Source organism: Paenalkalicoccus suaedae (genome assembly GCF_006965545.2).
Taxonomy (GTDB): Bacteria; Bacillota; Bacilli; order Bacillales; family Salisediminibacteriaceae; genus Paenalkalicoccus; species Paenalkalicoccus suaedae.
In genome coordinates, this window is record NZ_CP041372.2 from 3,954,345 (window position 1) to 3,969,553 (window position 15,209).

18 protein-coding genes are annotated in these 15,209 nt (G+C 41.2%); 1 reads left to right on the forward strand and 17 read right to left on the reverse strand.

Translation table 11 applies throughout. The features are described from left to right. Positions 1-34 precede the first annotated feature (34 nt). The 5 genes from ssb to FLK61_RS19910 form a co-directional block, all read right to left on the reverse strand. Entirely contained in the window at positions 35-580 is a 546-nt protein-coding gene (gene ssb, locus FLK61_RS19890) for a single-stranded DNA-binding protein (RefSeq protein WP_176011068.1), read from the reverse strand. Between the two features lie 40 nt (positions 581-620). Continuing rightward, the gene (rpsF, locus tag FLK61_RS19895) at positions 621-908 is read right to left on the reverse strand and encodes a 30S ribosomal protein S6 (RefSeq protein ID WP_176011069.1); all 288 of its coding nucleotides are present in this window, start codon (positions 906-908) and stop codon (positions 621-623) included. A gap of 180 nt (positions 909-1,088) precedes the next feature. Continuing rightward, positions 1,089-2,189, reverse strand: a complete 1,101-nt coding sequence (gene ychF / locus FLK61_RS19900; RefSeq protein WP_176011070.1) for a redox-regulated ATPase YchF — start codon at positions 2,187-2,189, stop codon at positions 1,089-1,091. 88 nt (positions 2,190-2,277) lie between these two features. Next, entirely contained in the window at positions 2,278-2,481 is a 204-nt protein-coding gene (locus tag FLK61_RS19905) for a DUF951 domain-containing protein (protein ID WP_176011071.1), read from the reverse strand. A 35-nt stretch (positions 2,482-2,516) separates the two neighbouring features. Continuing rightward, positions 2,517-3,518 (reverse strand): hypothetical protein, encoded by a 1,002-nt coding sequence (locus tag FLK61_RS19910; protein ID WP_176011072.1) that lies wholly within the window; start codon positions 3,516-3,518, stop codon positions 2,517-2,519. Positions 3,519-3,615: 97 nt separating this feature from the next. Here FLK61_RS19910 and yyaC point away from each other — a divergent pair, with 97 nt between their 5' ends. Beyond that, positions 3,616-4,206, forward strand: a complete 591-nt coding sequence (gene yyaC / locus FLK61_RS19915) for a spore protease YyaC (RefSeq protein ID WP_176011073.1) — start codon at positions 3,616-3,618, stop codon at positions 4,204-4,206. A 65-nt stretch (positions 4,207-4,271) separates the two neighbouring features. Here the strand turns inward: yyaC and FLK61_RS19920 are convergent, their stop codons facing one another. From FLK61_RS19920 to rpmH, 12 genes are all read right to left on the reverse strand, one after another. Then, positions 4,272-4,976, reverse strand: a complete 705-nt coding sequence (locus FLK61_RS19920) for a DUF554 domain-containing protein (RefSeq protein WP_176011074.1) — start codon at positions 4,974-4,976, stop codon at positions 4,272-4,274. Between the two features lie 142 nt (positions 4,977-5,118). Then, a complete protein-coding gene (locus FLK61_RS19925) occupies positions 5,119-5,979 on the reverse strand; it encodes a ParB/RepB/Spo0J family partition protein (RefSeq protein ID WP_176011075.1) in 861 nt (286 codons plus the stop codon). Continuing rightward, on the reverse strand, positions 5,972-6,733 hold the full coding sequence (locus FLK61_RS19930) for a ParA family protein (protein WP_176011327.1): 762 nt from the start codon (positions 6,731-6,733) through the stop codon (positions 5,972-5,974). The genes FLK61_RS19925 and FLK61_RS19930 overlap by 8 nt, the downstream gene beginning before the upstream one ends. Before the next feature lie 294 nt (positions 6,734-7,027). After that, positions 7,028-7,876 (reverse strand): nucleoid occlusion protein, encoded by an 849-nt coding sequence (noc, locus tag FLK61_RS19935; RefSeq protein ID WP_176011076.1) that lies wholly within the window; start codon positions 7,874-7,876, stop codon positions 7,028-7,030. 258 nt (positions 7,877-8,134) lie between these two features. Next, positions 8,135-8,851: a 16S rRNA (guanine(527)-N(7))-methyltransferase RsmG gene (gene rsmG, locus FLK61_RS19940; protein WP_176011328.1), complete on the reverse strand. Its 717-nt coding sequence runs from the start codon at positions 8,849-8,851 to the stop codon at positions 8,135-8,137. Positions 8,852-8,861: 10 nt separating this feature from the next. Then, entirely contained in the window at positions 8,862-10,757 is a 1,896-nt protein-coding gene (gene mnmG / locus FLK61_RS19945) for a tRNA uridine-5-carboxymethylaminomethyl(34) synthesis enzyme MnmG (RefSeq protein ID WP_176011077.1), read from the reverse strand. 18 nt (positions 10,758-10,775) lie between these two features. Beyond that, positions 10,776-12,152: a tRNA uridine-5-carboxymethylaminomethyl(34) synthesis GTPase MnmE gene (gene mnmE, locus FLK61_RS19950; protein WP_176011078.1), complete on the reverse strand. Its 1,377-nt coding sequence runs from the start codon at positions 12,150-12,152 to the stop codon at positions 10,776-10,778. Between the two features lie 292 nt (positions 12,153-12,444). After that, on the reverse strand, positions 12,445-13,062 hold the full coding sequence (gene jag / locus FLK61_RS19955) for an RNA-binding cell elongation regulator Jag/EloR (RefSeq protein ID WP_176011079.1): 618 nt from the start codon (positions 13,060-13,062) through the stop codon (positions 12,445-12,447). Then, on the reverse strand, positions 13,062-13,862 hold the full coding sequence (gene spoIIIJ, locus FLK61_RS19960) for a YidC family membrane integrase SpoIIIJ (protein WP_176011080.1): 801 nt from the start codon (positions 13,860-13,862) through the stop codon (positions 13,062-13,064). Before spoIIIJ ends, jag begins: the two co-directional genes overlap by 1 nt. 66 nt (positions 13,863-13,928) lie before the next feature. Next, positions 13,929-14,156 (reverse strand): membrane protein insertion efficiency factor YidD, encoded by a 228-nt coding sequence (gene yidD / locus FLK61_RS19965; RefSeq protein WP_176011081.1) that lies wholly within the window; start codon positions 14,154-14,156, stop codon positions 13,929-13,931. 15 nt (positions 14,157-14,171) lie between these two features. Next, positions 14,172-14,513 (reverse strand): ribonuclease P protein component, encoded by a 342-nt coding sequence (gene rnpA, locus FLK61_RS19970; RefSeq protein ID WP_176011082.1) that lies wholly within the window; start codon positions 14,511-14,513, stop codon positions 14,172-14,174. Between the two features lie 242 nt (positions 14,514-14,755). Next, a complete protein-coding gene (rpmH, locus tag FLK61_RS19975; RefSeq protein WP_176011083.1) occupies positions 14,756-14,893 on the reverse strand; it encodes a 50S ribosomal protein L34 in 138 nt (45 codons plus the stop codon). Positions 14,894-15,209: the final 316 nt, after the last annotated feature.

Consider the following 15,209-nt stretch of genomic DNA (forward strand, 5'->3'; position numbering starts at 1 on the left):
TATAAGTTTAGTAAACCCGCAAACAGCGGTTTTATTAGAATGGTAAATCATCGTCATCAATGTCGATTGGCTTGCCATCACTAGCAAACGGATCGTCATTTGACTGATTTCCTTGACCGAAACCTGATCCAGGTCCCTGATTTGAATTACCGTAGCCGCCTTGCTGGTCATTATTATTGTTCCCGTATCCACCTTGTTGTGGTGGTGGAGAACCATACTGCTGACCACCTTGATTACCGCCACCATTGTTAGATCCACCACTACGTGGCTCTAAGAACTGGACGCTATCTGCGACTACTTCAGTCGTATACACACGACGTCCCTCATTATTATCATAGCTACGGGTTTGCATGCGACCGTCAACACCAGCAAGACTACCTTTTTTGAGGAAGTTCGCTACGTTCTCGGCCGGCTTACGCCAAACGACGCAGTTGATAAAATCAGCTTCACGGTTGCCCTGCTGATTTGAGAAAGGTCGGTTTACAGCTAATGTGAACGATGCAACGGCAATTCCGTTTGCTGTATAACGTAATTCAGGATCCTTCGTTAATCGTCCTACAAGAACGACGCGATTTAACATCCGAATTCCTCCCTGGACTGTGGTTTCAATCTATTTTTTATTAGTCATCTTCACGTACGATTAGAGAACGTAAGATGTTATCATTAATTGCACTTAGGCGTGTGAATTCATCAAGTGCTAGCTTTGGAGCATTAACTTGAAGAATTACGTAGAATCCGTCAGCGAAGTCGTTGATCTCATAAGCGAGACGCTTCTTACCAACCTCTTTCGTTTCCGTTACCTCTGCGCCATTGTCCGTTAGGATTGTGTTGAAACGTTCAACAGTTTCCTTCGTCTGAGCTTCCTCAAGATCTGGGCGGACGATGTACATGATTTCATAATTGCGCATGTTCTGTCACCTCCTTTTGGTCTAGGCCCTTTCCGTTAGAGAAAAGAGCAAGGAGCAAGCTAATTGCTCGCAAGTTCTTATTGTACCAGAAGTTTGTCCTTCGTACAACTAATTTTTGAAAGTAAACACACTAAAAAAGGAGAGCAATGCGGTCATCTCGCATGCTCTCCAGCAGAATTTTTATACGTTAAAGCGGAAATGAATCACATCTCCATCTTGGACGATGTATTCTTTACCTTCTAAACGCACTTTCCCTTTTTCTTTTGCAGTGGCCATGTTACCTGCATCAATTAAATCATCATACCCAACAATTTCAGCACGAATAAAGCCACGCTCAAAGTCTGTATGAATAACACCCGCTGCTTGAGGAGCCTTCGTACCTTGACGAATCGTCCACGCTCGTACTTCTTGCTTACCAGCTGTGAAATACGTCTCTAATCCAAGTAGATTATAAGCTGCACGGATAAGCTGATCTAAACCAGACTCTTCGATTCCTAAATCATCTAAGAACTCTTGCTTTTCTTCCCCTTCGAGCTCTGCGATTTCCGATTCAATCTTTGCACAAACAACAATTACCTCGGAGTTCTCTTCCGCTGCAAAGTCACGAACCTTTTGAACGTAAGGATTATCGTCCGCATCAAGAATCTCATCTTCACTAACGTTTGCTACATAAAGAATTGGCTTCCACGTTAGTAAGTGTAATCCCTTTGCAATTTTCTCCTGCTCTTGCGTAAAGGTTACGCTTCGTGCTGGCTTCTCGTTCTCAAAGGCATCACGTAGCTTTACAAGCACTTCATACTCCGCTACAGCATCCTTATCCTTTGACTTCGCCATCTTCTCAACCTTGCCAATACGTTTTTCGATTGTTTCAAGGTCTGCTAGAATTAGCTCTAAATTAATAATTTGAATATCACGAATTGGATCTACGCTACCTGACACGTGTGTGATATTTTCGTCAACAAAGCAACGTACAACATGAGAAATAGCGTCTACTTCACGAATGTGAGATAAAAACTTATTCCCTAGGCCTTCTCCTTTACTTGCTCCTTCTACGATTCCAGCAATATCTGTAAATTCAAACGCTGTTGGTACTGTTTTATGTGGATCAACAAGCTCTGTAAGCTTCTGTAAACGATGATCAGGAACTTCTACAATTCCTACGTTCGGATCAATCGTACAGAAAGGATAGTTTGCTGATTCTGCACCTGCTTGTGTAATTGCATTAAATAACGTCGACTTACCTACGTTTGGTAACCCGACAATTCCTGTTGTTAGTGCCATACATCATGCCCCTTCTCGTTATATACCTAAATCAAAACGTCTCTACATCCTTATTAATTATAGAGATGTCAGTGACTTTTCGCAACACCTACTGCTCACGCTCATCTTGACCGATAACCCGTTTCACCTTTTTGGCAAAGTCTTTGCGGGGTAACATGACACTGTGATCGCACCCCATGCATTTAATACGTATATCCATCCCCATTCGGATGATTTTCCATCGATTAACCCCACATGGATGCTGCTTCTTCATTTCTACAACGTCATTCAGCTCAAATTGTTTTTCTGGCATTGCCTACCACCTCTACTCCAAATTATCTTTTCTTATTATACATAATCTTTCTCCTCACCGACATAGTGAATACGAAGTGGATATAGAAGAATTGCAAGCAATAGATATACATTTAATAATCCATAGATTGGATATAAAACATTTACAAGTGTCACAAATCCAATACTTGATAGTGGTAGCATAAGTAGGAGCAATATCGCCGCGATCTTTGTGATAGAAAAGCGGAAAAATTGCTTTATTCTTGCTGATAGTCCAAATAATCCTGAAGCTGCAGTTGTAAAGATAGCTCCCCAGAGTAGAACCGTCATAACTATTGTTAATAAAGGAGTCACATCCTTTAATAATGCAAACAGAGGAATATCGTAGATCACCATTTCATGTGCGTATTTAATGAGGACATGATTATACAGTAACGTCATACCACCTAATATACCTGCACTTCCAATACTCGTTACATAAATATCATGAGTTGTAAGCTTGTTACCAACCGCTCCAATTACCGCTATAACAGGTAGTATATTAAGGGATGTAAACGTAAAGGCTTGACCAAGTTCTCTTAAACTTAATGTATCTATTTGTAACGGATATCCCACTGTCATGTGTATGAGGAGCATAGCTAAAATAAATAGCAGCATTGGAACAACTAACGCGTTCATGATAGCCATTCCGCTAATACCGTTTTTTATAACGATCAAAAGCATTATTGCCATGATAGCAACACCTAGTAGTGGGCTAACTCCAAAACTTTCAAGAGTAATACTCCCTCCTGCTAGCATGACAACCGTTACAGTAAATAAGTATAAGAGCATAAGTACATCATAAACTCGTCCAATTTTCACTCCGACTATTGCTTGAAGAATTGGTGCATAGTGGGTAGTCCCTTTCTTACTTGCAATGGATAAAGTGATTGTGAGAGCGAGACAAAACAACACACTAAAAATTAGAATAGCGCCATTGTTCCCTTCTCCAAAAAACTGCCATATCTCTCTCCCTGATGCATACCCTGCGCCAATAGTCGTTCCCACTATAATTAACATCCATTTTATACTTCTCAAGAAATACTCCCCTCCCTGTACGTATACATTCCATGCGACAGCCGTATACTGCTACTACTATTGCAATACCAGGAGGGTTATGATGACAAAACTACAAATAGAGCCATTAATACGCATTCCTTATTATCAATATGATGCCGTGTACGCTCTATCTTCTAAACTTTTCAAACTTCTTCCACTATCGCGTCCGATTATTGTCCTTAATATAGGAACAGATCGTTCTACAGGAGACTGCCTTGGCCCCTTAATCGGGACAAAACTTCTTCAAAAACGATGCCCTGCTTTTCATATCATTGGGACATTAGAAGAGCCTGTTCATGCAAAAAACTTAACGCAAAGCATTGAGACTATATATGACTCCTATCATGAACCCTTTGTTATTGCTATAGATGCTGCTCTTGGAAGAAGAGAGCATATCGGTCATATTACGTTGAGAGAAGGTCCCGTTCGTCCTGGTGCCGCACTCAAAAAAACACTTCCTGAAATCGGAGATGCTCATCTTACTGGAGTTGTAAATATTGCTGGATATATGGAGAACGCTGTTCTTCAAAGTACAAGATTAGCGTCTGTGATGAATATTGCAGACTGTATAACGAGATCTATTTACCGCACTGGTCTATGGCAGATGCGAAGACAACAGGTCCTTACTCTCCCATCTACAGGCATTTAAACGCAAAAAGCACCTTAGCTTTGATTAAAGTCTAAGGTGCTTTTTAACAGGTATGAACACATTTTTTAGAAGAAGCTCGACTGCAGGAGAACAAGGAAAATAATGACAGGGATAGCAGGTAGCATATTAGCAACTCTTATAGATGTAATACCAAGTAAGTTAGTAGCAATCCCTATAATCATAACTCCTCCAACTGCTGTTAATTCAGCGATAAACAGCTGGAGTAATTCCTCTGGAATCCATTGAATAATGAGCGTTGCAGCTAACGCAATGGACCCTTGATATAATACTACTGGTATGGCAGAAAACAAGACGCCAATGCCTAAAGTAGCAGAGAAAATAATTGCAGAAAATCCATCGAGCATGGACTTCGTTAATAGGACAGAATGGTCCTGCCTAAATCCACTGTCTAATGCACCTATAATAGCCATTGCCCCAACAACATAAAGTAACGTCGCAGCTACAAATCCTTCTGATAATCTATCATTCTCGTTACGCTTCCATTTTCGCTCCATATAGCCGCCAAGCTCATTTAACTTCCCTTCGATTGATATGCGCTCTCCTATTACGGAGCCAATAGCTAAGCTAATAATGACGTAAAGCATATTTGTTCCTTCTAATGCCATCGAGAAGCCAAGTACTAAGACAGCTAACCCTATTCCTTTCATTACAGTCTCTTGCATAGAGGGAGAAAAATGTTTTAAGCGAACTCCAATGAGTGCGCCAACAACAATTGCTAACCCGTTAACGATTGTTCCGAATAAAACCACGATAGTAATCTCCTTTGTATAAAGCTACATAAAACCTGATAAAAAGGCTGTCCTTACAAGTGAATATATCACCTGATAGGCAGCCTTCATTTTACTCTTATTAACTATTATCTAACCTATAATTTGTGTGGAGAAGAACTAGTTAATACTCTTCCTGTTCCGCATACATTTTCTCCAAGATACGAGCTAAATCTTCTTCATTAGTAAAGTCGATTTCAATCTTTCCTTTGCTCTTCCCTTGTTTAATTTGCACATTCGTACCAAAGTACGTTTTAAGCTTTGATTCTCTATCACGTATAAAGGGACTAACCGTTCGCTTCTTTTTTGTTCCACGTGAAACATTTTTGTTTGAAGTCTGGATCCATTCCTCTAATTGACGAACACTCATGCGCTCTTTTTCGATCTTTTTTAGGAGACCCTCTAATTGTTGTGTATTTTTTAATCCTAATAACGCTCTAGCATGACCCATAGAGATACGAGATTCAGATAAGTGCTTTTGAGCAACCGCTGGTAGCTGGAGTAGTCGAACGTGATTGGCAATATGAGGACGACTTTTACCAAGTCTTTTAGCTAATTCCTCCTGAGTTACTTGCAAATGCTCCATTAACTTCTGATAAGCCTTCGCTTCTTCGAGCGGGTTTAAATTCTCACGTTGGAGATTCTCTATCAACGCAATTTCCATCATATCGTCATCTGTTAGCTCTTTAACGATAGCAGGGACTGCCTTTAAACCAGCTTCTTTAGCTGCTCGAAATCGTCTTTCACCAACGACTATCTCGAAGCCTTTTATACTTTTACGAAGAATAATAGGCTGGACTACGCCGTATGTTTGGATAGAGTCGGCTAGCTCTTGCATTGCTTCCTTGTCGAACGTTTTTCGAGGTTGATAAGGATTGGGACGTATTTGACTTAGCTTAATATCCTCTACTTTACCTTCTACTTCCACTTCTTCTTTATCAGTAGGAAAGAAAGCACCTATGCCTTTACCTAACCCTTTAGCCATGCGTGATCACTTCCTTTGCAAGATCCGTATAAACCTCTGCTCCCCGAGATTTTGGATCATATGTAATGATAGGTTCACCGTGACTTGGCGCCTCTCCTAAACGGACGTTACGTGGAATAATTGTTTGAAATACTTTCTCTCTAAAATACTTTTTGACTTCCTCAATTACTTGAAGACCTAAATTTGTTCGCGCATCTAGCATTGTTAACAAAACGCCTTCAATCTCTAGATCATGGTTTAAATGCTTTTGTACTAATCTTACTGTATTTAAAAGCTGGCTAAGTCCTTCAAGCGCATAGTATTCACATTGAACTGGAATCATAACTGAATCAGATGCCGTTAATGAATTAAGCGTTAAGAGACCAAGTGATGGTGGACAGTCAATAATGATATAATCATAGTCTTCTTTCACATCTTCAATTGCTCTTTTAAGTCTAACTTCACGAGAAATAGTCGGAACAAGCTCGATCTCCGCTCCTGCAAGCTGAATAGTAGATGGTAGCACAGCAAGATTCTCTACTGAAGTTGGTCGTATAACGTTTTTAGCTGGTGTATCATCGACAAGCACATTATAAATACACTCATCAATTTCTCCCTTATTGACACCTATGCCACTAGTTGTATTCCCTTGAGGATCAATATCAATAATTAATACTCGTTTACCTTCGTTTGCTAAACATGCACTTAAGTTAACGGCCGTCGTCGTTTTACCGACTCCACCCTTCTGGTTCGCAATTGCAATAACCTTTCCCAATGCTGTCACCTGCCTACATTCTTTCTGATTGCTTGGTTCATTTTTACATGCCCTTTCATTCTAGCATGAATTTTCGAAAAAAGAATTAATCTCACGACCTATTTTACAAGTCTTTTTCTTGAGACCCCTTCTTTTTTTCGATAGGGTACATTGTATATATGATGGTATATTCGATAGGCACCCTATCAGATTTGATGTAGCGTAAGGATTTTCTCCTAGCAAAAAAAGAGACACCTCTAATTGAAAAAGGGCCTCTTAGCTGAATCATTTAATTTATAACAATGGAAACATGTATTATTTTTTAGGAATTCGAATAGTAAATTGATAGTAATCATCATGTTCTTCTTCATCTGTATCAATAGACATGCCTGTTTGAGCCACCATATCAACAGATTTCCGAATCGTATTCATCGCAAGACGTGTATCGCGAGAGACAGCTTTTCGAACTGGTTTAGGTTTCTTAGGCTTGTCTTCTAACAATGATTTCACGACTTCCTCTGTCTGTTTTACATTTAAATCATCTTTAATGATGCGATGAAGAACAGTTTCTTGCTTTGTAGCATCCTTTAAAGGAATTAACGATCGTGCATGCCTCTCTGATATTTCTCTTTTAAGTAACGCATCCTGTACAACTGCAGGCAGGTGAAGAAGACGTAGTTTATTCGCTACTGTTGATTGTCCTTTACCTAAACGTTGTGCAAGACTCTCTTGAGTCAACTCATGAAGCTCCAACAGCTTCGAATAAGCAACTGCTTCTTCAATAGATGTTAACTCTTCACGCTGGAGATTCTCAATCAGAGCTACGGAAGCCGTTTTTTTATCATCAAAATCTTTGATGACAGCAGGGATTGTTTCCATACCAATTTTTTGAGAAGCTCGAAAGCGTCGTTCTCCCGCTATAATCTCAAACTTACCGTCAATCTCACGGACTACTATTGGCTGAATAATTCCATGAGTTCTTATTGTTTGAGCTAACTCCTCAATTCTCTCATCCACGAAAACGGTCCGTGGCTGAAAGCGATTGGGCACAATATCTGCTACGTTTAATTGACGGACTACTTCTTCCCCATCAAGTAAACGCTCTTCGGTTGATTGATCATTTTTATCCTGTAATCCGAACAGCTTCGAAAATGATTGCTTCATGGTGCACCACCCTTACAAAACTTCCTTGCTAACTTACAATGTTTCACGTGAAACACATTTAAAATAGAGGAACGTATGTTTCCAAACGACTTATACACATACGTCGATTATATCACGAAGTTAGCTGAGAGGATATGTAATTTTGCTCTTCTATGTTTCTAATATTCTCTCTGATGATTTATCGAGTAAAAAGCCTCGTAACACAAAAATGCGCTACGAGACCTATTTAATACATTCAATATCGTTATCGATTCTCATTTACTCGATCGGTTGTTTATTTGGCGTACCTGGCTTTCTAGGATACGTTTTAGGAGTTTTCTTCACCTTATTTGCGATTAGAATAGACCGCTCACTCTCTTCAATGGGAAGCGAAAAGTCTACCTGTTCAATAAGTTCCACTCCTAGAAGTTTATATGCTTTCTTTGCGCTAGTAACCTCTTCAGCTGCACCAGCGCCCTTCATCGCAACAAACTGTCCACCCTGTTTTACTAATGGTACGCATAGTTCTGCTAATACGGGTAGCCGTGCAACCGCTCTTGATATAGCTAAATCATACTGCTCTCGATGCTCAGGCTTCCTTGCAAACTGCTCTGCTCGATCATGATAGAACGATACACCAGTTAAATTTAGTTCCTCCGCTAGCGCGTTTAAAAATGTAATCCGCTTATTTAGTGAATCAACAATCGTTACGTCTAAATGAGGGAAGCAAATTTTAAGTGGAATACTCGGAAAACCAGCACCGGCTCCAATATCTACAACAGATAAAGTTCTTGATAAATCTACTGAAAACGCAGCAGTTATGGAATCATAAAAGTGCTTTAAATAAACGGACTCCTTCTCCGTAATCGCCGTTAAATTCATACGTTCGTTCCAGTCCACTAAGATATGATGATAGCGACGAAACTGATCCTGCTGTTCAGCTGACAATACTATTCCTTTTTCAGATAAAGCATCAACAAACATTTGCTCATTCATCATTTGCACCTCAATTAGAATCTCCAGCTACCTTTTGCAGTCTTCCCTGCTCTAAATAAACAAGTAAAACAGACACGTCAGCCGGGTTTACACCTGATACTCGGGATGCTTGCGCAACAGAAAGTGGTCGTACCTCCGCGAGCTTTTGGCGTGCCTCCATGGCTAATCCGCTAATCGCATGGAAATCTAAGTCCACAGGAATCTTTTTGTTTTCCATTTTCTTTAGCTTTTCCACTTGTTCAAGCTGTTTTGCAATATATCCTTCATACTTTGTTTGAATCTCTACCTGTTCTTTCACATCGTCCGATAGCTCTTTCGGCGCTTTCGAAAGCTTCTCCATGTGCGCGTATGTCATCTCTGGACGCTTTAATAGAACTGCCGCATTCATCGCATCCTTTAACGCAGAAGAATTTGCTTCCTCCATTACCTGCTGAGATTCTTCAGATACTTTAATAGTTGTTTGCTTTAGTCGCTCTATTTCTTCTTTAATTTCTGCTTTTTTCAGTAAGAAACGCTCATAGCGCTCTTCAGATATTAGGCCCACTTCATAGCCTTTCTCAAGAAGACGCAAATCCGCATTATCATGACGAAGTAATAAACGATATTCTGCACGTGATGTGAGCAAACGATACGGCTCATTTGTCCCCTTCGTTACTAAATCATCAATTAATACGCCAATGTATGCTTCTGAACGATCAAGGATTAACGCTTCTTTACCTAGTGCTTTACGAGCTGCGTTAATACCAGCCATAAGCCCTTGTCCAGCCGCTTCTTCATATCCACTCGTCCCATTAATTTGACCTGCTGTAAAGAGTCCGTCAATACGCTTCGTCTCTAGCGATGGCCATAGTTGTGTTGGCACAATGGCATCGTACTCAATTGCATAGCCAGGACGCATCATCCGTACATTTTCAAGACCTGGAATCGTACGTAAAATCGAGTGCTGCACGTCCTCAGGTAAGCTCGTAGATAGCCCTTGTACGTATACTTCTTTCGTATTTTTACCCTCTGGCTCTAAGAAAATTTGGTGGCGAGGCTTATCACTAAATCGCACCACCTTATCTTCAATAGATGGGCAGTAGCGAGGTCCCGTACCCTCAATCATTCCAGAGTACATAGGAGAACGTCCTAAATTGTTATTAATCAGCTGGTGCGTTTCGTCATTCGTGTATGTTAGCCAGCATGGAAGTTGATCTGTAATAAACTTTGTTGTTTCATACGAAAAAGCGCGTGGTACATCATCACCTGGTTGAATTTCCGTTTTACTGTAATCGATCGTATGACCGTTTACACGTGGTGGTGTACCTGTTTTAAAGCGAACCATTTCGAATCCTAGCTCCTGCAAATGGTAAGACAGATTCACGGATGGTTGCATGTTATTTGGACCACTCTCATAGGAGAGCTCCCCTAAAATAACCTTTCCACGCAAATATGTTCCAGTTGTAATAACAACAGCTTTTGCATGGTATTCCGCTCCTGTTTGCGTAATAACACCTTTTACAACGCCATCTTCTACTAATAGCTTCTCTACCATACCTTGACGAAGCAAGAGGTTTTCCGTATCCTCAATTGTTTCCTTCATTTCGTGCTGATACAGGTATTTATCTGCCTGTGCGCGAAGTGCGCGTACAGCAGGACCTTTACCTGTATTTAGCATACGCATTTGTATGTGCGTTTTATCTATATTTCGCGCCATCTCTCCGCCGAGTGCATCAATTTCACGCACAACAATTCCTTTAGCAGGACCTCCGACAGATGGATTACACGGCATGTAAGCGACAGCGTCTAAGTTTAGCGTCAGCATAAGCGTATTTGCACCAGCTCTAGCAGATGCAAGTCCAGCCTCTACTCCCGCATGACCCGCGCCGATAACAATGACATCAAAATTTCCACCATGATAGCTCATGTTTGTTTCCTCCTTCTATTATTTCCCTAAACAAAACTGAGAGAAGAGCTGATCGATTAGACTTTCTTGTACAGTATCGCCAATAACCTCTCCAAGTAACTCCCAGGCTTTCGTAATATCTATTTGGACCATATCAATCGGCATTCCGCCGTGTGTCGCTTCAAGCGCGTCTTCAATTGCCTGCTTCGCCTGTTGCAACAAAGCAATGTGACGCGAGTTTGACACGTAGGACATGTCTCCTGCGTCTAAATCTCCTTCGAAGAAAAGCGCACGAATCGCCTCTTCTAATTCGTCTACTCCTTCATCTTGTAATAGTGAAGTTGAGACAACTGGATTTCGACCCGCAAGCTCTTGTACTCGCGATAGATCAAGGCGTTGCTCCAAATCTACTTTGTTCACAATGACAATCATATCGTTCGACGAAACTAGCTCGAATAATTCTCTATCCGCGTCTGATAATTCTTCGTTATAGTTTAACACGAGTAGTACGAGCTCCGCTTCATTAACAAGCTTTCTAGAGCGCTCCACTCCAAGACGTTCAACAATGTCTTCTGTCTCTCTAATTCCTGCTGTATCTAAAAGTTTAAGTGGCACTCCACGCACATTCACGTACTCTTCAATCACGTCGCGAGTTGTACCAGGAATGTCTGTCACAATTGCTTTATTTTCGTGAACGAGACTATTTAACAACGAAGATTTCCCCACGTTTGGTCGACCAATAATAACGGTCGATAATCCTTCACGCAAAATCTTTCCTTGGTGAGCAGTCAGTAACAGCCTCTCAATTCCCTCTCTCACTTCTGAGCCACGTTCCTTTATCAGTTCAAGCGTCATTTCTTCTGCATCATACTCTGGATAATCAATATTTACTTCTACCGAAGCGACTGTTTCGAGCAACGATTGACGAAGTGTTTGGATACGCTGCGAAAGCTTTCCTTCTACTTGATTAATTGCTACGTTCATCGCCCGATCCGTTTTGGCGCGAATAAGATCCATGACGGCTTCTGCTTGTGAAAGGTCAATCCGACCATGTAAAAATGCACGCTTCGTAAATTCGCCAGGCTCCGCTAAGCGCGCTCCGTGCGAAAGAATGAGCTGGAGTACGCGATTCACAGAGATCAGCCCACCGTGACAGTTGATTTCGATAATATCTTCTTTTGTATATGTTTTTGGTGCACGTAATACAGATACCATCACTTCCTCAATCGTATCGCCACTTTTAGGATCAACAATGTGCCCATAATTGATCGTATGAGTGTCAACATCCTGAAGTGACTTTGTTCCCTTATATACGATGTCTGCGATAGCTACCGCCTGATCACCGCTAATCCGAACGATGCCGATCGCACCTTCTCCCATCGGCGTCGATATTGCTGCAATTGTGTCCATCTCCATGTCACAACGCCTCCTTTCTCTTCTCCCTCTTTTTGACCGAAAAAAATGTATATGACTTCCATTAATAAATGAACTGATTCCAAATAAATAGATTATCATAGTTCAAGCCAAGAAGAAAGAGAAAAACGCTTGATGTTTATGGATCTTGATGGAAGTTTATCCACATGTGGATAACATAATTTACTCCAATTCTTTAAAAACATCTTTTAGAGACCCATTTGCCTCCATGAAAAAAGCCCACTGGAATGTTATGTCCAGTGAGCTTTTCAAGCGATTATCTAGGATGACTGAATTATTTTGGTATGACGACGATGCGTCGATGTGGTTCGCGACCATCAGAGCGTGTCTCAATGCCTTGTACGTTTTGTAACGCAGAATGAATGATCTTCCGCTCATGCGCGCTCATAGGTTCAAGATGAACCTCACGCTTTGTACGAGCCGCTTTATTGGCTACTCGTTCAGCAAGCTCAATCAATGTCTGCTTACGTCTCTCACGATAGCCCTCCGCATCCAAGTAAATACGCACATAGTTCTCTGAGTGTTTATTTGCTACAAGATTAACAAGATATTGGAGAGAATCGAGTGTCTGACCTCGTTTACCAATTAAAACGCCGATATCTGTACCTGAGATTAAAAAGTAAATCCCTTCTTGTCTTTTTTCTGTAGCAACACTCGCGGCAACGCCCATTTTATCAATGGTTTCCCGCAAAAAGACTAGTGCCTCTTTTACTGGATCAGGTTTCAGGCGGAGCTCGACAACTGCTGGCTTTCCACCGATTAAGCCTAAAAATCCTTTTTGAGCTTCTTCAATAACGTCAATGGTGACAGAATCTTTTGTCGCATCAAGCTTTTTAAGACCTAGTTCAATTGCTTCTTCTACCGTCTTACCAGAAACAGTCACTTTATTCACTAGCTTTTCGCTCCTCCCGCTTTCGCCTCTTCACGGCTTTTTCCTACATTTGGTCCAGTAATGAAATATGTCTGTGCGATCATAAATAAGTTACCGATAACCCAGTATAGCGCAAGTGCCGCTGGGAAGAATGCTGCAAAGGCAATAATCATGATAGGCATGAGGTAAAGGAGAATGCGCATTTGCGGATTATCTTGTACCATCATCATCTTTTGCTGAATGTACGTTGTAGCTCCAGCAACTAACGGCAAAATAAAGAATGGATCCGCTGAACCGAGCTCAAACCATAGAAATTCTTGTGCTGCACCTGTATACGTAGGATCAACGTCTGGATTGATCTGTGGTGTACGGATGATTGCGTGATAAAACGCAATTAAGATTGGCATTTGTACAAGGATTGGTAAACACCCAGCAAGCGGATTTACGTTATGCTTTTGGAACAGTTGCATCATTTCCTGCTGTAGCTTTTGCTGAGTTTGCTGATCCTTTGCACTGTATTTCTCACGAAGCTCTGCCATGTGTGGCTGAAGAGCCTGCATAGCCTTTGTTGACTTTGTTTGCTTGATCATAAGTGGCAAAATGAGAATACGAAGTAAAATTGTTACGATAATAATCGCAAGTCCATAGCTGTTGTTTAATGCATCTGCGATCGTTGTCATTAACCACGAAAGTGGATAAACGAAAAACGGATCCCAAATCCCTGTATTCTCTGCACGGATCGGCTCATCGATGTTAAAACACCCTGTCATAAGCAGCATGAAGCCGACAAGCAATGCTGCTAAACTAAGTTTCTTTCCCACGCTTGATCCTCCTATCTAGTTACTCCTATAACGCTCGGAGTCTTCCAAAAACCTTGATGTAAGTAATCAGGACGAGTTCTTCTTTGGTGGAACCGGATCATGACCACCAGGATGAAAGGGCTGACATTTTAACAATCGAATAATCGTTAAATAGCTCCCCTTAAAGACACCATGCACGCGTAGGGCCTCAATGCCGTACTGCGAACAGGTCGGATAAAATCGACAGGTGGGTGGCGTATAGCGCGATATAAATCGTTGATAAAAACGTATTATCCCGATAAAAACATGCTTCATACACTACACCCTCTCTTACCGATGAAAAAGCTTGGCTACTTTTAATACATGCTGAAGCGATTTTTCCATTTCCGTGAGCGACATCTCTGTCACGGGCTTACGTGCTATGATCACCACATCACGGTTTTGATAAAGCGATTCAGTTTGAGGCCTTAATGCTTCCTTCATCAGGCGCTTCACACGATTCCGGACTACGGCATTCCCAAGTTTCTTACTTACCGATAATCCAATTCGAATATCCTGCTGATCTTCCTTCTTTACCTGGTACAAAACAAATTGACGGTTCGCAACAGAGTACCCATGCTGGAATACATATTGAAAGTCTTCGTTCTTTTTTAATCGATGCTCATTTTTCACCGTTGGCACCTCATCTGCTGCTTCTTGATATCGAACGCTCTTATTTTACCTAATATCGACCAGTGATTCAATCAAACCTCTGATCATTTGCTTCTAGAAAAGAAAAAAACCAGACGCGCATCAAATGACAAGGTCATGGCTTCGTCTGGTTACACGTACGATATAAGTGTTCTCTTTCTAGTTGTTAGGAACCTGACTCACAGGCTCCAAGAAAAAAGACCACTGGGTAATCAGTGGCCAGATTAAGCGGAAAGTACTTTTCTTCCTTTACGACGACGCGCCGCTAGTACGTGACGTCCGTTCTTCGTAGCCATACGCGCACGGAAACCGTGGTTCTTTTTGCGCTTACGATTGTTTGGATTGAATGTTGGTTTACCCATCTATTACACCTCCTGCAAAACACTCTTAAAAAAAAGTTAATTATTTTCATTCAGTACGTGTCCGGTGCTTTGGACAGTCTTGTAAATTATAAGTTTTTCGTCTTCTACTGTCAAGCCTCTTTTCTACGAAGCAACGAAAAGAGAACTTGTACATCTTTTAAAGATCTTCGACAAAACATCGTTGCTCCTACTCTATTTTGCTGATTGTGGACAACTTTCGACAGTAAATATTGTTGTCCACGAGACTATTTTGAGTTTGTGCACACTATCTAGTACTGTGGAAAACTTTTGACCACAAGGAGTGGGATTGTGTGGA